Origin of the sequence: Nitratireductor sp. ZSWI3, from assembly GCF_024655565.1 — a bacterium.
GTDB lineage: Bacteria > Pseudomonadota > Alphaproteobacteria > Rhizobiales > Rhizobiaceae > Nitratireductor.
Map to the genome: position 1 here is coordinate 112,741 of NZ_JANKOF010000002.1, position 18,769 is coordinate 131,509.

The following is an 18,769-nucleotide window of genomic DNA, read 5'->3' on the forward strand; positions in this document are numbered from 1 at the left end:
ACGGGACGTCCTCGAGGGGGCAGATTCGGTGCCGCCTGCCGCTAAAGCGCGGCGAAGCCGACAGGGGTTTCGTGGAACGGCACGAAACCGGGCAGCGCCTCGATCCGCTTCAGCCACGATGCGACATTGCCGTAGGCAGTGAGATCGACATTGCCTTCCGGCGCGCGGGCCACGTAGCTGTAGAGCGCGAGATCGGCGATGGTCGGGTTCGTTCCGACCACCCAAGTGCGCTCCTGCAGTTCGGCGTCGAGGATTTTCAGGATGGAATGGGCGCGCGTGATGACTTCTTCCGCATCGAACTTCGCCCCGAAGACCGTGATGAGGCGCGCCGCTGCCGGGCCAAAGGCGATCTGGCCCGCCGCGACCGACAGCCAGCGCTGCACAGCGGCCGCTCCGGCAGGTTCCTCGGGCAGCCAGTCCGTCAGGCCGAGCTTCTTCGCCAGATAGACCATGATGGCGTTGGAGTCGGGAACCAGAACGCCATCGTCGTCGAGCAGCGGCACCTGGCCGAAACGGTTCAGCTTCAGATAATCCGCCGATTTGTGCGCCCCCTTGGCGAGATCGAGTTCAACCAGTTCGACCTCGATTCCGACGAGCGAACAGAACAGCCGCGCGCGGTGCGAATGACCGGACAGGGGGTGGTGATAGAGTTTCATGGCAAGGCCTCTTCATCGATTGAGCTAGACCGCGCCACATATTGTTTATTTCAAAAAAATGATGAATAGACATTCTGAGAAATGGATCATTCCCGGTTTTGGAATAAAAATGGATCGCTTTCAGGCAATGCGCATATTCGCCAAGGTCGCGGAAACGGGCAGCTTCGCCCGGGCCGGCCGGGAGTTGCACATCAGCCCGCCGGCGGTCACGCGTGCGATCGCCGGGCTGGAAGAGATCATCGGCACCCGGCTCTTCATACGCACGACCCGATCGGTGACGCTGACCGAAGCCGGAGAACGCTACATCGAGGATTGCCGCCGCATCCTGGCCGAGGTCGAGGAGGCCGAGGCTGCCGCCGCGGGATCGTTTTCCAGACCGACCGGGACGCTGACGGTGTCCGCATCGGTGCTCTTCGGGCGCATCTATGTCTTGCCGGTGCTGATGGAATATCTCGACCGCCATCCCGGCGTCGCCGCGCGGGCGTTGCTTCTCGACCGCGTCACCAATCTGGTCGACGAAGGCATCGATGTCGCCGTCCGCATCGGCCATCTGCCGTTGTCCAGCCTGAGCGCGGTGCGGGTCGGCACCGTTCGACGCATTGTCTGTGGCTCACCGGACTATTTCCGCCGCCATGGAACGCCGCACGCTCCCGCCGATCTCGCTGCACACAGGATCGTCGCGGCGACCAGTGCCTGGGCGTCGCCGGAGTGGCGTTTCGGCACCAAGGAAAAGACGATCGTTCGCGTTACGCCGCGCCTCTTCTGCAGCACCAACGACGCCGCCATCGAAGCGGCGGTGCAGGGCTGGGGCCTGACGCGGATACTGTCCTATCAGGTCGCGCCGCTGATCGCCGAGGGCAAGCTCGTCGCGGCATTGACGGATCAGGAGGAAGAGCCGCTCCCCATACACATCGTTCATCCCGAAGGCCGCCGAGTGACGGCCAAGGTGAGCGCCTTCGTTCAACTGGCGGCACAGCGGCTGCGCGCAAACCGGCTGATCAATCCTCAAGGCCCCGAGCCTGCCTGAAAGCCTCACGGATCATTCCAGGGGAACGCGCACAATCCGGCCCTCCGGGATGGACGGGACGAGCAGCCCTTCTGCCGTCGCGGTCAGATCCGCAGGGCCGATGATGGGCTCCGACATGACGATGTCTCGCGCAGTCCCGCTGACCGGGTCGACCGCAAGGATGCGTCCCGGTGTCGGCGTATGGACATCGACCCAATCCGTGACGATCAGGTTTCCCCCCGGCCCCCAGGTTATACCGTCGAAGATGCCGGTTTCCTGCCCCAGGGGCTCGACCGCGCCGGTGTCCAGATCGACCCTGTAGAGAGAGCCTCCATCCAGTTGCGCGCCGCTTGCGGCGATATAGGCGGTCTGGTTGCCCGGGACGGCGATCACCCCGTTCGCACCGGGCATGCCCGTCGCGAGGATCGTAAAGCCCTCCGCCGGTTTCAGCTGCAGCAGCCGCCCGCCGGTGAAGTCCGTTACCAGCAGGGCCTCTCCGAGAACGGCAATATCATTCAGCCCGACCGCCCCGCCCGGCGCCGCCCATTCGCCTCGCGTCTCACCGGTTTCGGGATCGAACGCGACGACACGATCGAGATCGGCTGCATAAAGGACACCCTCCAGCAGCGCCAATCCTTTCGGCGCGTTCAATTTGCCTTCCGCCGGAATGGCGGGCCCCGCAACGGGCTGCCCCGTCAGGGTGGTCCGGATGATGAAACCATCGCCATCCCTGGCAGCCGGATCGAGCTTTTCCCCGATGTTGGAGACGAAGCAGTATTCCCGCCCACAGGCGATGCTTTCGGGATTTGCCAGTGATGGCTCCTGTGCATGTGCGGCGCTGGCCGCGGCGGCAAGAATGATCGGCAGAACGAGGCGCATGGAGGTCTCCCTTGATGAAATGCGGCGGCAGCATGCCATCGAGCCCCCCGGGGACTGATCCGCAGACGCGCCGATCTGATCCCGAAACGCTCAATCTGCACGCTGCATTTGCAGGCGCCGGCATGTTAGAACCTGGCCATGGATGATCACGGCCTCACATCAACGCAGCGGTTTAGGGACAGGCTGGCCGCCATGCTGCCGGCACCTTCGGCGGGGTTGAACGGCCCCGGGCCGGGGTTGTTCACCTATTGCGCCTTTGCGCATGAGCGGCTGGCGGATGTCAGATTGCCGCAGCCGGCGGTCGGGGTGGTCCTGGACGGCAGGAAGGAAATCTGGTTGGGCGACCGGGGCACCATCTGCCGGGCCGGTTCCGCATTCATCGTTCCCGCCGATACCGCGATGACGGTGTACAATGTCCCCGGCGAATCGCATGGCCTGTATCGTTCACTGGTCATCGAGCTGGCCGACATCACGCCGCCCGAGGGCGGCGCCAGCACCGCGGACACGATGTGCCTGACGATGACCGAGCCGCTGCGGGCTTCCCTGCTGCATGCCGCGCAAGCGCTGGCCCAGGGACCGGCAGCGCCGGCGGTGCGCAATGCGCGCCTGAGCGAACTCGTCGCCTTGATCGCCCATGACCCAGCCGGAGCATGGCTGGGCCGGGCATCCGTCTCCGTACGGCTCAAGCGGCTTCTGTCGTCCGCACCCGGGGAAGACTGGACGGTCGGCGCAGCGGCGGAAAGGCTGGCGATGGCCGGCTCGACATTGCGGCGCCGGCTCTTGGCCGAGGGCACATCGTTTCGCGAGATCCTGCGCACGGTGCGGCTGGATGCCGCCGACCGCATCCTCGCGGCAAAGGGCAGCGTTGCAGAGGCCGCCGCCGCGGTGGGGCTGTCGTCGCGGGGGCATTTCGCCCAGTCCTACCGGGACAGGTTTGGCCAGATGCCGTCGGAGCGGCGAAGGATGCGACAAGGCGGTCATTTCTGAGCATCGGAAGAGAATTGGAGCGGGCAGGAAAGGTCGCAGTGGCGCCGAGGCGATGAAGCCGGCCGGAACAAAACCCGCCGCAGATTGTATATCTCACAGCGTTCCACGATAGCCGCAGCGAGACGCCGGTGCCTCATGTCCATCCTTCCTCCACGGCGATGATCGCCGGACACCCGATCCATGCGATGCTCGTGCCGTTTCCCATTGTCTGCTTCACGCTGGCGCTCGCGACCGACATCGCCTACTGGCAGACTTCACAGCTCATGTGGGCGGAGTTTTCCGCCTGGCTGCTGCTGGCGGGGATCACCTTCGGCGTGCTGGCGGCAATTTTCGGCGCGATCGATTTCTTCGCTCGCCGGGAGATCCGCGCCCTGAGGCCGTTGCACCCGATTACGCACTCTCCAGTCGCGTCGCCGCGCTCGGTCTCGCCTTCTCCAACGTTTCAGCCATGCCCGAGCCCTATGCCAACGGCGCCTTCTCGGCACGCACGGCAACTGGAACCGCAGCGCCTTCAACGACTACAAGGTCGTCTACGTACCCTTCGAGAACGGCAGGCCGGCGGGTACGGCGCAGGTTGTTGTGACAGGCTTTCTCAACAGCGACCGGATCCGCGGTCGGCCCCAAAGCTTGGTCGATCTCGAGCAGGTGATATTCATTTCGCTGGATGGCGCGACGTCGAAGCCTTCTTGGCGAGCGCCGCACTTTCACGGCGAATGGGGCCACCAATCGGACAAACCTCCTGCACAAAGCCTGTGAGGGTGGAGGTCAGCGTATCGGGGACCTGGCGGTAATAAACATATTTTCCGCGCTTCTCGCTCTGCACCAGCCCGGCATGTTCGAGCAGTTGCAGATGCTGAGAGATCGATGGTTTCGACATGTCGAAACGCGAAGCGATCTCGCCGGCATTCAACTCGTGATGCGCGACATAGGCGAGGATCTTACGGCGGACGGGCGAGGCAAGCGCCTCGAAGATCAATTGTATCGACATGGGTCGAGCATACACAAAGTCGATTAGGCAATCAATTAATTGTTGACGAGCAAACGATAAGTCGATTACCTAAATGAAGAACAACAGGAGACCGCCATGGAAATCCGCTCGCACTGGACATTCGACTGCCAGCCCGACCACATATGGCCGCATTTTCTGCAGGCCCGCATGGACGAGACGCGGCCTTTCCTCTTTCGCCTTGGCATTCCAAAGCCCGTGAGTTGTCGCGTGCTGGAAGGACGGCCGGCGGTCAATCATACCCGCCAATGCACCACCGATCGAGGCACGATCGACCAGCGCATCCTCGTTCTGGACGAGGAGCGCAGGCTTGTCTACCGGATGATCGGATCGACGGTCTGGTGTCGCGATTGGGTCGAGTTGCTGGAGGACGAGTTTACGCTGATGCCGCTCGGCGACGGCAGAACGCGCGTGGCGCGCCGCACCGTCTTCCGGGCACGAGGGCCATTCCGCCTGGCAAGGCAGCTAGGGCTCTGGCTGGCACTCCGGCAAGCGCACCGTTACGCATCATGCAACTGGCGCCGGCTCGCAATGGCAAAGAAAGATGCGGCCGCCGACCGGCTGACACTGGCGCCCAGACCGGCTGGTATCTGAGACGACCGGGGCGCCGGCTCTGTTTCTTCAATCCGTCGGATAGCCGTTTCTGCTATCGTGGCTGGCCGCTTGCAAGCAGATCTGCGACTTCGGTATGGCCTTGACGCAAGGCGAAGTCTCGCGCGGTTGTTCCCTGGATGTTGGTGATCAGCGGGTCGGCTCCGTTGATAAGCAGAAATTTTACGCCCTCCAGCCAACCCGAATGGGCGGCGTACTGCAACGCCGTGTTACCGCTTTCGGAGGTGCGGGCATTGGGATTGGCGCCTGCTTCCACCAACGCCTTTACAATGTCCAGATGTTGCTCGCTGGCAGCAAAGATGAGCGGCGTGAACCCCCTCTTATCGCGAGCTTCGGTGTCTGCGCCCGCGTCGAGAAGCGTTTTCGTCGCTTCCAGCTTTCCGTTAGCGGCGGCAAGCATGAGCGGCGTTCCTCCGTTGGCATCCTTTCCATCAATGGCAAGACCCTGCTTCAGAAGGTAAGGAATATTGACCACGCGATCGTTCTGGGCAGCGGTATGAAGCATCGACCGATCGTGCGGTGGCTTTTTGACGGTCAGATCGCCTCCATGGGAAACCAGCAAGTCGATCAATGCGGGTGTTCTTCGTTCCACCGCGAACTGCATCAATGACTGACCATGATCATCGATCTCGTTCGGATCCGCCCCATGCTCCAGAAGCAGTTTTGCCACATCGTATTCGGCATCCCTATGGGGCGGGATACCCGTCTTCGAATCCGGCTCCAAAAGCGCGGGATCCAGCACCATCGTCATTCCGCCACCGTAGACCACCAGCGCAAAAAGCGGAGAGTATCCAAACTTGTTGGGGGCAGAGGCATCGGCGCCCGCATCGATCAGCAACTGCACCGATCGCAATGCGCCCTCTGCGGATGCGCTGCTGATCGCCGCCTTCATCAACGGGGTTTCGCCGTCATCGTTTCTGGCATCGAGATCGGGCTCCTGTTCGAGCAGAAGCTCCACGCACGCATCGCCGCCATTGCGTGCCGCCCAATGGAGGACGGTGTTGCCCTCCTCGTCAACGGCCTTGGGATCGGCGCCCGAAGCGATCTCGGCTCGAAGTTGATCGGCCTCGCACGTCGCGGCAGCTTCAAAAATGTCGGCGAACGCGCCGGTGGTCCATATGGACATGCAACCGATCGCCACGCAGGCTGCGGCCCGCACTGCAGACGATGCTCTTATTCGCGCACTCATCCTGTCCGGCTGCCCCGCAGCAGCGCAAACAGCCCCACTGCAAAGGTGCAAATCAAAACCAGCGCGACGGCCTCGAGCGCGGACGCGTAGCCGCCGAAGGCGGCGAAAAAGAACACGCCGATGATCAGATAGACCATCATCGGCGCATAGAGCCAGAACCAGACCCCACGCCAGCGGCGCGCGATCAGGCCGAAGATGAGCTGGAACACCGCCAGGCCGGCGAAAGGGCTGAGCAACATCAAGATCGTGAAGGCGCCTATCGAGTCGGAATTCCCTGGCGCAAACATCCCACTCGCCAACTGGACCATGAACAGCCAGATGGTTCCAGCGCCCACGACGAAGGCCAGGACATAGGTCGTCACGTCAAAACTTGTCGATCGGTTGTTCATGATCAATCCACGCGATTTGCTTGTATGCAGCTATGCAGATCGCAGGCGAGCCTGTCCATAGCACTGTCCCAACAAGTGGTGATCGGCGGATTTTCTCCCGGATGCTTATCAGTTGGTCGGCATTCACCAATGCCTCCGGGGGCAACGCCGGAAAGCCAGCCAGGGACGATCTCCTTCCTGTTGCACCTCCCAAGTCCGCCCCTGGAATAGATCATCAGCGTGGATGAACGGCGAGATCGGCATAGACCAGGTAGCGCAGCGGCCCGGGGGCCACCGCATCGAACGGGTAGCAGGTCGCAAGCACGAGATGGCGGCCCGGGGCATGCGGGTCGATCTGTGCCTCGTCCCAGCGCGCCACCGCCATGTGGGTCACGCGAAAGGTGGCGACCTGGCCGTCGCGGCGCGTGATGCGGATGATGTCGTTCTCCTTCAGATGCCTCAGAAATGCGAAATGGGTGTCGCGGTGTGCGGCGTAAACCGCCGTTCCGGGCTCTCCCGCCTCCGGTGTGTTTTCGAGATGGCCGGGACCGAAGGCGAGCGCCTGCCCGCTCACCCCTTTGAGTGCGATCGCCGCGCTATCAAGACCCGGTGCCTCGATGCGCGCGACGGGCCATGTATCGGCCCAACCCCAGGGCCTGGCGGGAAGGCCCGTTGCAACGCTCCGCGCAAAGGCGCGCTCGAGCAGGATCTGCGCCACTACGGCCTTGGCGTGAATCCAGGCGCCATGGCCGGTCAGGAAGACGCCTCCTGCCATCAAAAGCGCCGCAAGCAGGATGGTGAGGGAGCGCGGCTGCCCGCTCCCGCCATCGCCCGGCATCGGCCAGACGCTCATCCGACCCTCTCCCTGCCGCGGGTAAGCAGGAAGAGGCCGAGCCCGAGCAGCATCACGCAGAACCCCGCGAGCGTGTGCAGCATCGCCGGCGTCGCCGTCTGCGGAAGCGGAAGGGGCGCCGCCGGGGTGGCTTGCAACGCGGGCTGCGTCTTTTCGCGTCGGATCACCGCGTCCCATGCCTCTTCCTGCGCTTCGGCAGCTTCATCGATGCCGGCATCGCGGTGCGCGCGGATTCCGAAAAGCTTCTCGTAATCCCATCCGGCAGGCAACTGGAGCGGTATGTCGGCTCTCGTGAGCGGCACATTGGCGGGCCGCGTGGGCGTGCGGTCCACCGCGACAAGACTCGTCAGGCGGGTGACCAGATGATGCTCCAGCGCGAGCCGCAGGATGCGGGCATCGGCCGCATCCCGGGATATCCCACCGAGCGTCAGTTCCACCTCCGCATCGGCGATCTTGCGGCGCGCCCAGACCTTCGAGATGCCCTCTGCACTCACCGCCTTGTCGAGCGGCAGTTCGACCTTCCAAGGACGGTTGCCGATCACGCCCTCGATCGTAACGGTTCCGGTGGCCTCGCCCATGCGGGCGGCGATCACCAGCGGCTCGCCGCGATAAAGATCGGGCAACAAGGCGGGCGTGATGCTGACATTTCGCGCGGAGAAGGTGGCCTTCAGATCGGTAACGGCTGGATTCTCGAGTTTCTCAAACAGCTCGCGCATGCGTGCGTCGACCTCCTCCACCGCTCCGATATGGGTGAACGTGCCGCGGCCCAACTCGGCAGCGCGATTCATGAGATGGGTGTTGGGCGCCGAGCCAATGCCGACCATGAAGATGCGGGAGCGCCCGCGCCGCGCCGCGATGACATCGAGCAGTTGCTGCTCATTGCTGATCGCGCCATCCGTCAGGAACACGATCTGCCGCAGCCCATCGGTTTGACGGCGGTCGTCGAGCGCGGCATGCAGCGGCGGCAGCATTTCAGTGCCGCCGGATGCGTCAAGGCTTGCAACATAGCGGCGGGCGGCGGCGACGTTGTCCCGCGTCGCATCGACGGAGTCGGAAAAGAATTTCGTCATCGTGTTGTCGAAGCGGATGACATTGAAGCGATCGCCGTGCCGCAGGCGCGACAGGGCATGATCGAGGCTCGCCTTTGCCTGCACGATAGACGTGCCGCCCATGGAGCCGGAATTGTCGATGACGAAGACGATCTCACGGCTGGAGTTCTGCGTCGGCACCACGGCGGGTGGGGTTACATAGGCCAGCACATAGTCATCCCTGCCGACATGCTGTCTGAAAAGCCCCACATCGGGCGTGGCGCTCTCCGATGCCGCCCATTCCAGCACGAAATCGCGCTCCGCGCCTGCCTCACCATCTAGCTCGACACGGCGTTCCGTCTCCCCGAGCCTGTCGATCTTCACCTCGTGATAGAGGCTTGCCACCGTTCCAAGAGCAAAGCCTGCCTTGAGTTCGACCGTGAGGGTCACGGGATTGACGCTCCCGTCGCCCGGTGCGGCAAGCCGGGTGTCGATCGGCGCGGCGGCGGCACTTGTGGTGACGTTGTCGCTGCTTCGCCCCCAACCATCCCTCAGGTCGGCAGTCTGGACGATCGGCGAAGCGTCGGCGGGATTGTAGCGCGGCGCGACGACCAGGGGCACGCGGAGCGAAAAGCGGCCGTCCGCCAAGCGAACCGCCTGCTGGTACTCGATCTGCACGACCACCTTCTGATGCGGGCCGATATTGGCAACGGAATTGGTGAAGACGTTGGGGCGCTGCTGCTCGACGAGCGCGGCCTTGCGCCCTTCCCTCTTGGCCTGTTCGTAGATGGCGCGCGCGGCTTGCTTCTCCTTGATATCGGCAACGATTACGCGATCTCCCACGATCATCTTGAGCGAATGAACGGCGCTTTCCTCCGGCAGCGGAAACACATAGAGCGCCTCGACCCAGCCATCGGTCGGATTCTCGAAGGCCTGCGTGATTTGCGCGCGCGCCGTCGGGCCGTTGACGTCGATGCTCACATCCGTTGCGAGGCGCGGCGCCTCGACATAGCGGCCGGCCTCGTTGGTTTCGAGAAGCAGGCTGCCGGACTGCATCTCGTTCACGGTGACGCGTGCGGCCGATTGCGCCCGCGCCTGCCCGAGCTGGGCCAGGAACAAGGCAAAGGCGAGCATCGGCAGCAGAAGCGCTGCGCGAAGCCGCGGAAAGCCGCGCCGGCCGGTGCGGCGGATCTGAGTGGCGGGACTGATCGGAGATGACATGATGCGCTCCTCTTTTGGGGCCCGGTGACGGGCCGGCGTTGCCGGCTGTCTGAAAATTATCCCCGAGGGCGCTGTTTCCCCGCCAGCGTAAGCTTCGTCAGCTTTCGTCCGGGTCTTGCCGCCGGGCGCCTTGCTGGCTGCGCACATGTGTGGAATTGTGAAGGAAATGACGCAGCCAGAGAGGCGGGGAACCTGTGTCCGGTCGGAGTGCCCATTTGTCGGACGAGCAGAACGCCCGCCTCGCAGAACGGATTCGCGAGGAAATCGCCCGGCGGCGCATATCGCGCCAACGCCTTGCGGACGAAGCATGCATCAGCCTGTCGACGCTCGAGAAGGCGCTGTCCGGGCATCGCCCGTTCACGCTCGCCACGATCATCCGGCTCGAACAGGCAATGGGCGTCGTTCTGCGCGAGCACAATGACGTGGCGGCTGCAAGCTTCGCCGATGGAAACGGCCACGCGGCAGAAGAGCTTGGCGCCTATTCCCGCGCCGCTGTTTCATGGCTGGAGGGCGCCTATCTGACCTTACGGCCTTCCTTCGGGATGACACAGGCGATCTTTGCCTACTGCATCGAAATCAGCTGGGATACCGACGCCGCGCGCCTCAGCTTCCACGAGCGCGAGCGTGTCGACGCCGCCTTCTCGCAGCAGGGCGTCGTTTCCGTGCCGAACCTTTCCGGTCATGTCTATCTCGTCACCAATATGTCCGGGCAGTATCGTGTCGCCATACTGTCGCGGCCAAGCATCGCCGGCGAGATGTTCGGAATATTAACGACTTTGCGCGTCGGACAGGGCGCGCAGTTGATCCCGGCGTCGACGCCTCTTGCGCTTGTGCCGTTGGCGGGCGTCGAAAATCCATCCTTCGGCCGCACCGTGAAGGGCGACCGGCACTACGATGATTATGCCGCCGTTTTGCGTAAGGCGCTCGACGAAGGCTATGCGAGCTTTCCCACCATCATTGTCTGAGGGCGGAGCGAGCGGGGTTTCTGAGATGTCCGCGGCTCCACCATGCGATATACACCGCTCCTCGTTTATATTCCGGCTCAATATCGGGATTCCCCTCTCCGCCCACCGACTTCGCGAGTGAAAATGTCTCCACGTTCCGTGCTTCTTGTTCTTGGGATCACCGCCTTACTGGCTGTTGGCCTGTACGGCTACACGAAACTGCTTGCCCGCGTGGGCTCAGGCACACCGCCAATGGCCGCTGCCGCTGCTTCTCTGGCCGATCATATCGTGGTGTCGAAAGCCGACAAGGCGATGTATCTTTTTCGAGACGATCGGATCCTGAGACGCTACCGCATTTCCATGGGAAGCAATTGGAAGGACGGTCACAAGCAACGCGAAGGGGACGAGCGCACCCCGGAAGGGGCTTATGTCATCGACTGGCGCAATCCGAACTCGATGGCGCATTTGAGCCTGCATATTTCTTACCCCAATGCCGCAGACCAAGAGGCCGCTCGCCGTCAGGGATACCATCCGGGCGGGAACATCATGATCCATGGCCTCCCCAATGGCTGGGGCGCACTTGGAGCGATCCATCATCTTCTGGATTGGACAGACGGCTGCATCGCGGTGTCAAATGCCGAAATGCGGGAAATATGGTCTCTGGTCCCGAACGGAACGCCGATCGAAATCCATGCGCGCTGGCAGCCGTGATGGCGGAGCGTGGCTTGTGCTGAACCGCATGGCGATTGCCACGTCGAAGGCACCGATGCCTGAGCCGATAAACGCGTAACCGAGCAGTTCGCTCACACGGCTCCCGCGATTGAGGGACTATTTTGCCCTCAACGCCTCGATTGGCTGCAGTCTCGCGGCCCTGCGGGCGGTCCAGGCCGGGCGAGCCGAGCGTCATTCCCGACAGCCACACGGTATCGTCCTCCGTTCGTAGCCTCACCAGAGCGGCGACGGCGGCACGGTCGCCGGCCTCGATCGCGCGCGCCAGTTCCTCGCCGTAGGTCAGGCCCTCATTGTTTCACATCCGCCGACAGGCCGAACAGCTTCCATCCCGTTCCCTCGTAAATATACTTGACGGTGAAATGAACGCGACGGGGGCTGGTCGGATAGAAGCCCGTGATCTCCATGATACGCTCGTCGGAGAGCTTCGCCGGGCCCTCGAACACCGGTGCCAGGGTCTTGACGACCTGCAGCCCGGGCCCGAACCGGTAAAAGGTCTTGAACGCCTCGTCCAACGCCGCAACGTCGAACTGCCGGGCCCACAGGCGTGAGATGTGGTCGTGGAGCCCGCTCATATCCCCCGCCGCGACCGCATCGGAGAAAATTCCCATCGATTCGGCGACCAGCGCCACCTGCTCACTCTCGCCCGGCAGACCCCCGGCCCCGTAGCCCGCGCCGGCCCGCCCGGCGGTCATTCGAATGGCATAGATCTTCCACTGATCCTCTTCCTTGACCAAGTCGAGCTCGACCGGGATGCTCTCCCCTTCAACCGTGGTGAGCGTGCCGACGAGACTGCCCCTGCCGCCGGCGACCGAACGGCTGCTCCAGCTCGTCTCGGCCACCTTGTCCATGCGGTTGGCGGTGAGGTACGCGGCGAGCTCGGCCTCGCTCGTGGCCGCGCGAAAGGCGCTCGACAATGCGCCGTGGGTCTGCTTCACATCGCCGGAAGCGACGGCGGCGAAAAAATCGTCGCCCGTCCTGGTCACCCCGGAAGTGAGATAGAAGACCCCGGCGACAGAAAGCCCGATCACCCCGGCAACGCCGAGCAACACCTTGACCCACGTTTTCATCCGTCCTGCCTCCTCAAGACCTGTCGTCCGCGCCCCCGCCAGTCGGCGGTAAGCGCGAAGATCCGTTTCCGCCCCAGACAAAGACCGCAAACATCTGTACATATATCGCCGCACCGATCCAGCCCTCCGGCCGACAGCCGATCCGCGACGGCTCCCGGACACGGAGCGCGCCGTTCTTCACAGGCTGGCCGCCTTCGACGTTTCCCAGATCATCGGCATCGAAAGAGTGTCCGTTTCGCGAGGGTCGGGATCGAGCGCGTGCGGGCCGGATGGCGCCGGCCGCTTCCGTGCCGTCATGGCGCGTCATTGCCTTCCCCGTGTCCTTCAGGAGCCCGCGGTCGGCCATGCCGAGAAATCGCCGCATCGACCGCGATGTCCCGACGAACCTGGTGAAATCGGCGCGCGCAGCCAGCCCGCGTTCCCGATCTCGTGCGGAGAACTCGAGCCTCTCCCGAGGCGCATCGGATAGCGCTCCGCGATCCGCGAACCCGATACAGCCCCCCGCACTGGCGCTTGTCGGCCAATTCGCGTTATAATTGCCCGGCCTCTCAGCGGATCGAAGGTTTCGCGAGAGGCCGGGAGGTACGGAGGATGGCGGTAGCGCTTATACTCGTCCTTGTGGTTGTGGGCTCGATATTGTTCCATATCTTGAGCCCATGGTGGTGGTCGCCCATCGCTTCGAACTGGGGCTATATCGACCAAACCCTCATCATCACCTTCTGGATCACCGGTGCGGTGTTTTCCGCCGTAGTCCTTTTCATGGCCTATTGCGTGTTTCGGTTCCGGCACAGGGAAGGCATCAAGGCCGACTACAATCCCGAGAACAAGAAACTGGAATCCTGGCTCACCGCCGTGACGGCGGTGGGGGTGGCGGCGATGCTGGCGCCGGGACTTTATGTCTGGTCGCAATTCATCACCGTTCCCGACGACGCCACCGAGGTCGAGGTGGTCGGTCAGCAATGGCAATGGAACTATCGACTGCCCGGCGAGGATGGCCGGCTCGGCAAATCCGACAACCGGCTCGTCACCTATGAAAACCCGCTGGGCATAGACCCGGACGACCCCTACGGCCAGGACGACGTCGTGATCGAGGCGGCCGACCTGCATCTACCGATCGACAAGCCGGTGAAAATGCTGCTGCGCTCGATCGACGTCCTGCACGATTTCTATGTGCCGGAGTTCCGCGCCAAGATGGATATGGTGCCGGGCACCGTTACCTATTTCTGGTTCACCCCGACACGCACGGGAACCTTCGAAGTGCTGTGTGCGGAGCTTTGCGGCACGGGGCATGGCTACATGCGCGGTATCGTGATGGTGGACACGGAAGAGGATTACCAGGCCTGGCTCGACGGCCAAACGACATTCGCCCGGCTTTCCGCGCCACCGAAGGTCGGCGCCATGGACGCTGTCGAACCGTGAGACGGGAGGCAGCCGCATAGAGGAATGTCCGGTGACGCCGCTGGTCGACCAGACGTCATCGGCAGTGCCCAAGGAGGTGACGCGATGGTCGATGCCACGCCTCATGCCGAACAGGGGATCCCCCCGGCCGAGACGCCCGAACTCGAGCTTTACCATCCGAGGGGATGGTGGACGACCTATGTCTTCTCGCAGGACGCCAAGGTCATCGCCATTCAGTATTCCGGCACGGCGCTGGCCATCGGCCTGGTGGCGCTGGTGCTTTCCTGGCTGATGCGGCTGCAACTCGGCTTCCCCGGCACGTTCGATTTCATCACGCCGGAGGCCTATTACCAGTTCATGACCATGCACGGCATGATCATGGTGATCTATCTGCTCACCGCGCTGTTCCTCGGCGGTTTCGGCAACTACCTGATCCCGCTCATGGTCGGTGCGCGCGATATGGTGTTCCCCTATGTCAACATGCTCAGCTACTGGATCTACCTGCTCGCCGTGCTTGTCCTTGTGGCCAGCTTCTTCGCTCCGGGCGGGCCGACCGGCGCCGGCTGGACCCTCTATCCGCCGCAGGTGATCCTGTCCGGCACGCCGGGTGGGCAGGGCGCCGGCATCGTCCTGATGCTCGTCTCGCTGATCCTGTTCATCATCGGGTTCACCATGGGCGGGCTGAACTATGTCGTGACCGTCATCCAGGGACGCACGCGCGGCATGACGCTGATGCGCATGCCGCTTACCGTGTGGGGCATTTTCACCGCGACGGTCATGGCGCTGCTGGCTTTTCCGGCGCTCTTCGTCGCTTGCGTGATGATGCTGTTCGATCGGCTGCTCGGCACATCGTTCTTCATGCCGGCGCTGGTCGAGATGGGAGAGCTGATGAGCTATGGCGGCGGCAGCCCGATCCTGTTCCAGCATCTGTTCTGGTTCTTCGGACATCCGGAGGTCTACATCGTGGCGCTGCCGGCTTTCGGCATCGTTTCCGATCTCATCAGCACCCATGCGCGCAAGAATATCTTCGGCTACCGAATGATGGTGTGGGCCATCGTCATCATCGGGGCGCTTTCTTTCGTTGTCTGGGCGCACCATATGTATGTCTCGGGCATGCATCCCTGGTTCGGCTTCTTCTTCGCCACGACCACGCTGATCATCGCCATCCCGACAGCCATCAAGGTCTACAACTGGGTGCTGACGCTGTGGCGCGGCGACATCCATCTGACCTTGCCCATGCTGTTCGCCCTCGCCTTCATCGTCACCTTCGTCAATGGCGGCCTGACGGGGCTTTTCCTCGGCAATGTCGTGGTCGACGTGCCCCTCTCCGACACCATGTTCGTCGTCGCCCACTTCCACATGGTCATGGGCGTGGCGCCGGTCCTGGTGGTGTTCGGAGCCATATATCACTGGTATCCCAAGATCACCGGTCGCATGCTCAACGAGGCGATGGGCCAGTTTCATTTCTGGGTCACCTTCGTCGGCGCCTACGCGATCTTCTTCCCGATGCACTATGTCGGGTTGGTGGGTGTGCCGCGCCGTTATCCGGAACTCGGCGATGTGGCTTTCGCGACCGATTCCGTGCACAGCCTGAACGCCTTCATCACCATCGCCGCGTTGACCGTCGGCTTCGCCCAGATGGTGTTCCTGTTCAATCTGGTGTGGAGCCTCCGCAACGGCCGCGAAGCCGGCGGCAATCCATGGCGCGCCACCAGCCTGGAATGGCAGACGCCGACCACGCCGCCGCCGCACGGCAATTGGGGCGCGGAGCGGCCGGTCGTCTATCGCTGGGCCTATGACTATTCGGTGCCTGGCGCGCCGGAGGATTTCATCGCCCAGAACGACCCCGGGTCGCGGCACAGGGGAGCGGTATGAGCGTCATTCTCGTTTTCCTGGTCGTCGTCATCGGCTTTTCGTTCTGGTGGCTCTCCCACCAGCGACTGATGTCGAAGCCCTGGCTGGAAACCGGCGCCGCCCTGCCGGCCACCGATGTTCCTGAGATGCCGGCGGCGAAGGTCGCGCTCGGCATCTTTCTCGCCGTCGTCGGCAGCCTGTTCGCGCTTTTTGCCAGCGCCTATTTCATGCGCATGGAATATGCCGACTGGCAGGCGCCGCCATTGCCCCCCGTGCTGTGGTTCAACACCGTTGTCCTCGTCTTGGCCAGCATCGCCCTTTCCTGCGCGGTCCGTGCCGCAAGGGAAGACCGCATGGACCTCACCCGATTGGGGCTGGCGGCCGCGGGACTGTCGAGCGTCGTGTTCCTGATCGGCCAGCTCGCGGCCTGGCGGGCGCTTTCGGCGGCCGGCCATTTTATAGATGTGAACGCGGCGAACGGTTTTTTCTACCTCATCACCGGCATGCACGGCCTGCACATTCTCGGCGGGCTCATCGCGCTCGCCCGCGTCTCGGCCCTGGCCTGGCGCGAAACATATAGCAGCGCGCGCGTGCGTCTCGGCATCGACCTGTGCGCGATGTACTGGCACTTCCTGCTGTTCGTCTGGCTCTGCCTGTTCATCCTGCTGGCAGGCTGGGCCGGCGATCTCGTCGCCATATGCCGGCAGTTCCTGGCATGAAGGGAGGGTATGATGGCTGAAACAACGCTGGACGGCACGGCACCCGAACAGTCCCGGCCGGCGGGTTTGCGCGGCGTCGCCGCGGACTGGGCCTCGGACCAGCGCGCCTTCAAGAGCGCGTCCTGGGGGAAAGCCATGATGTGGATTTTCCTTCTGTCCGACACCTTTATCTTCGGCTGTTTCCTGCTCGCCTACATGACGGCCCGCATGTCGACCACCGTGCCCTGGCCGAATGCCAGCGAAGTCTTCGCGCTGCATATCGGCGGCGTCGAGGTGCCGCTCATCCTCATCGCCATCATGACGTTCGTGCTGATCTCGTCGAGCGGCAGCATGGCGATCGCCGTCAACTTCGCCTATCGGCGAAACCGGCGGGCCACCGTGGCCCTGCTTCTCGTGACGGCGCTCCTCGGCGCGACCTTCGTCGGCATGCAGGCCTTCGAGTGGACCAAGCTCATCAGCGAAGGCGTGCGGCCATGGGGCAATCCCTGGGGAGCGGCGCAATTCGGCTCCAGCTTCTTCATGATCACCGGCTTTCACGGCACCCACGTCACCTTCGGCGTCATCTTCCTTCTGATCGTCGCGCGCAAGGTCTGGCGCGGCGACTATGACGATGGTGCGCGCGGTTTCTTCACGAGCCGGCGCGGCGACTACGAACATGTCGAGATCATGGGGCTCTACTGGCACTTCGTCGATCTGGTCTGGGTGTTCATTTTCGCATTCTTCTATCTTTGGTGAGGAACCGTCATGACTTCCCACGCCGAACAAGAACATCGCCACTTCTCGCAAAGCGCGACGGCGGCGCATGCCGAGGGGCAGCAGCACCCGATCCGCATCTATCTGATCGTCTGGTTCTGGCTGTTCGTGCTCAGCGCGTGTTCCTATCTGGTCGACTATGTCGGTTTTCAGGGATATCTGCGCTGGGGGCTGATCATCGTTTTCATGATGCTGAAAGCGGGGCTCATCGTCGCCGTCTTCATGCATATGGTGTGGGAGCGGCTGGCGCTGGCCTATGCGATCCTGCTGCCGCCGATCGCGGTGCTCGTTTTCGCGGCGATCATGGCCGTGGAATCCGAATACACCGCAATCACCCGCATGACCGCGTTTTCCGGGGGAGGATGAGGCGGCGCGAAGGTGCCTCCGGCCGCCCTGCAGCGTCCTTGAATCTGCACATCGTGTTTTCCGAAGATCGATTCGGATTTTCGAGCCGATGCGCCAGGCGTCTCAACTCTGCGCCGGCGTTTTTTCCTTCCCGGTCGGTGAAATCACCGTCTTGCGATAAAGGTGCCAGGTGGCATGGCCGAGCACCGGAATGACCACCGCCAGCCCGACGAACAGCGGCAGGGAACCGATCACCAGAAGAGCGGCGACGATGAAGCCCCAAAGCAGCATCGGCAGCGGATTGGCCTGCATGACGCGCACCGAGGTCTCGATGGCTGCATAAGCACCCACGTCCCGGTCGAGCAGCAGAGGGAAGGCGATGGACGTGGTGCTGAGCACGATCAGGGCGAAGATGAAACCGACCAGGTTGCCGACCAGCAGCAACGTCCAGCCGCGCTGCGTCGTCAGCACTTCCTGGATGAAGCCGATCAGGGACGCCGGCGCGCTGTCGCCGTAAAGCCACCGGTAGAGCCCCTGGGCGGTGAATATCCAGACGAGAAAGATGCCGAGCAGCATGATGCCGATGGCGACCATCGAGGGAATGGCGGCTGACTTGCGCACGTCGAAGGCATGCCTCCAGGACGTGTCCATGCCCCGTTCACGGCGCCGGCTGATTTCATAAAGGCCGATTGCTGCAAACGGCCCCAACAAGGCGAAGCCGGCGATCAGCGGAAAGATGAGCTGCAGCGCGTTGCCGCTGGAAGCCCAGGTGATCAGGATCACGCCGACGATCGGATAGATCAGGCACAGGAAAACATAGTGGGACGGCTTGTCCCAGAAATCCTCCACCCCGCTTCGAAGCGCCCCGAGGACATCTGCGAAATCGATGGTCCGCAGCCGCGGATGCGCAACGGTTTTCTGGGCTCCGGCTATAACGTGAAAGCTCGTCATGACCACTCCTCCTGGACAAAGTCCGGTGGGCCACGGTTCACGGCGCCTCAAATCCAAGGTTACGCAAAACCGCAACCCCTGCCTTATACTTGAGGATACCATGGAAAGTGCTCCTTGTCGTCGTTCTTGCGGCGTCGCGGCACCAAGCTGGCGCAAAGGCCTTCTCTTCGGTAGTCTGCCGATCGCGCGCCTATGTCGGCC

19 protein-coding genes and 2 pseudogenes are annotated in these 18,769 nt (G+C 63.1%); 12 read left to right on the top strand and 9 right to left on the bottom strand.

Annotated elements, in window-relative coordinates:
* Positions 1-41: 41 nt before the first annotated feature.
* The gene (locus NUU27_RS01760) at positions 42-656 is read right to left on the bottom strand and encodes a glutathione S-transferase family protein (protein WP_257760325.1); all 615 of its coding nucleotides are present in this window, start codon (positions 654-656) and stop codon (positions 42-44) included.
* Positions 657-765: 109 nt separating this feature from the next.
* On the opposite strand from NUU27_RS01760, the gene NUU27_RS01765 reads away from it, so the two are divergent.
* A complete protein-coding gene (locus NUU27_RS01765) occupies positions 766-1,683 on the top strand; it encodes a LysR family transcriptional regulator (protein WP_257760326.1) in 918 nt (305 codons plus the stop codon).
* 12 nt (positions 1,684-1,695) lie between these two features.
* Here the strand turns inward: NUU27_RS01765 and NUU27_RS01770 are convergent, their stop codons facing one another.
* Positions 1,696-2,541: a hypothetical protein gene (locus NUU27_RS01770; RefSeq protein WP_257760327.1), complete on the bottom strand. Its 846-nt coding sequence runs from the start codon at positions 2,539-2,541 to the stop codon at positions 1,696-1,698.
* Between the two features lie 192 nt (positions 2,542-2,733).
* Here NUU27_RS01770 and NUU27_RS01775 point away from each other — a divergent pair, with 192 nt between their 5' ends.
* From NUU27_RS01775 to NUU27_RS01785, 3 genes and pseudogenes are all read left to right on the top strand, one after another.
* Entirely contained in the window at positions 2,734-3,528 is a 795-nt protein-coding gene (locus NUU27_RS01775) for an AraC family transcriptional regulator (protein ID WP_257760329.1), read from the top strand.
* A gap of 158 nt (positions 3,529-3,686) precedes the next feature.
* Positions 3,687-3,917 (top strand): annotated as a pseudogene (locus NUU27_RS01780) (DUF2231 domain-containing protein); the annotation flags it as partial.
* Positions 3,893-4,149 (top strand): annotated as a pseudogene (locus tag NUU27_RS01785) (sorbosone dehydrogenase family protein); the annotation flags it as partial. The pseudogenes NUU27_RS01780 and NUU27_RS01785, both read left to right, overlap by 25 nt.
* Before the next feature lie 31 nt (positions 4,150-4,180).
* On the opposite strand, the gene NUU27_RS01790 reads toward NUU27_RS01785, so the two are convergent.
* Positions 4,181-4,510: a metalloregulator ArsR/SmtB family transcription factor gene (locus NUU27_RS01790; protein ID WP_257760346.1), complete on the bottom strand. Its 330-nt coding sequence runs from the start codon at positions 4,508-4,510 to the stop codon at positions 4,181-4,183.
* Between the two features lie 102 nt (positions 4,511-4,612).
* On the opposite strand from NUU27_RS01790, the gene NUU27_RS01795 reads away from it, so the two are divergent.
* Entirely contained in the window at positions 4,613-5,128 is a 516-nt protein-coding gene (locus NUU27_RS01795; protein ID WP_257760330.1) for a hypothetical protein, read from the top strand.
* A gap of 52 nt (positions 5,129-5,180) precedes the next feature.
* On the opposite strand, the gene NUU27_RS01800 is transcribed toward NUU27_RS01795, so the two are convergent.
* From NUU27_RS01800 to NUU27_RS01815, 4 genes are all read right to left on the bottom strand, one after another.
* Positions 5,181-6,272 (bottom strand): ankyrin repeat domain-containing protein, encoded by a 1,092-nt coding sequence (locus NUU27_RS01800; RefSeq protein ID WP_257760331.1) that lies wholly within the window; start codon positions 6,270-6,272, stop codon positions 5,181-5,183.
* A 59-nt stretch (positions 6,273-6,331) separates the two neighbouring features.
* Positions 6,332-6,724 carry a hypothetical protein gene (locus tag NUU27_RS01805; protein ID WP_257760332.1) on the bottom strand — a complete coding sequence of 131 codons (393 nt, stop codon included), beginning with the start codon at positions 6,722-6,724 and terminating at the stop codon, positions 6,332-6,334.
* A gap of 214 nt (positions 6,725-6,938) precedes the next feature.
* Positions 6,939-7,556, bottom strand: coding sequence for a class GN sortase (locus tag NUU27_RS01810; protein ID WP_257760333.1), 618 nt, complete (start codon positions 7,554-7,556; stop codon positions 6,939-6,941).
* On the bottom strand, positions 7,553-9,805 hold the full coding sequence (locus NUU27_RS01815) for a marine proteobacterial sortase target protein (RefSeq protein ID WP_257760334.1): 2,253 nt from the start codon (positions 9,803-9,805) through the stop codon (positions 7,553-7,555). The genes NUU27_RS01810 and NUU27_RS01815 overlap by 4 nt, the downstream gene beginning before the upstream one ends.
* A 194-nt stretch (positions 9,806-9,999) precedes the next feature.
* Between NUU27_RS01815 and NUU27_RS01820 the strand changes: the two genes are divergently transcribed.
* Both NUU27_RS01820 and NUU27_RS01825 read left to right on the top strand, forming a co-directional pair.
* Complete coding sequence (locus tag NUU27_RS01820; RefSeq protein WP_257760335.1) at positions 10,000-10,770, top strand: helix-turn-helix transcriptional regulator; 771 nt, start codon at positions 10,000-10,002, stop codon at positions 10,768-10,770.
* A gap of 123 nt (positions 10,771-10,893) precedes the next feature.
* Positions 10,894-11,460 carry a murein L,D-transpeptidase family protein gene (locus NUU27_RS01825; protein WP_257760336.1) on the top strand — a complete coding sequence of 189 codons (567 nt, stop codon included), beginning with the start codon at positions 10,894-10,896 and terminating at the stop codon, positions 11,458-11,460.
* Positions 11,461-11,768: 308 nt separating this feature from the next.
* Here NUU27_RS01825 and NUU27_RS01830 read toward each other — a convergent pair whose 3' ends face one another.
* On the bottom strand, positions 11,769-12,548 hold the full coding sequence (locus NUU27_RS01830) for a hypothetical protein (RefSeq protein ID WP_257760337.1): 780 nt from the start codon (positions 12,546-12,548) through the stop codon (positions 11,769-11,771).
* Between the two features lie 591 nt (positions 12,549-13,139).
* Between NUU27_RS01830 and NUU27_RS01835 the strand changes: the two genes are divergently transcribed.
* From NUU27_RS01835 to NUU27_RS01855, 5 genes are all read left to right on the top strand, one after another.
* A complete protein-coding gene (locus tag NUU27_RS01835) occupies positions 13,140-13,967 on the top strand; it encodes a cytochrome c oxidase subunit II (protein WP_257760338.1) in 828 nt (275 codons plus the stop codon).
* Between the two features lie 84 nt (positions 13,968-14,051).
* The gene (locus tag NUU27_RS01840) at positions 14,052-15,821 is read left to right on the top strand and encodes a cbb3-type cytochrome c oxidase subunit I (protein ID WP_257760339.1); all 1,770 of its coding nucleotides are present in this window, start codon (positions 14,052-14,054) and stop codon (positions 15,819-15,821) included.
* Entirely contained in the window at positions 15,818-16,519 is a 702-nt protein-coding gene (locus NUU27_RS01845) for a cytochrome c oxidase subunit 3 (RefSeq protein ID WP_257760340.1), read from the top strand. Before NUU27_RS01840 ends, NUU27_RS01845 begins: the two co-directional genes overlap by 4 nt.
* Before the next feature lie 12 nt (positions 16,520-16,531).
* Complete coding sequence (locus tag NUU27_RS01850; protein WP_257760341.1) at positions 16,532-17,254, top strand: heme-copper oxidase subunit III family protein; 723 nt, start codon at positions 16,532-16,534, stop codon at positions 17,252-17,254.
* Between the two features lie 9 nt (positions 17,255-17,263).
* Positions 17,264-17,638, top strand: a complete 375-nt coding sequence (locus tag NUU27_RS01855; protein ID WP_257760342.1) for a cytochrome C oxidase subunit IV family protein — start codon at positions 17,264-17,266, stop codon at positions 17,636-17,638.
* 102 nt (positions 17,639-17,740) lie between these two features.
* Here NUU27_RS01855 and NUU27_RS01860 read toward each other — a convergent pair whose 3' ends face one another.
* Positions 17,741-18,568, bottom strand: a complete 828-nt coding sequence (locus NUU27_RS01860; protein WP_257760343.1) for a DUF2189 domain-containing protein — start codon at positions 18,566-18,568, stop codon at positions 17,741-17,743.
* Positions 18,569-18,769 lie beyond the last annotated feature (201 nt).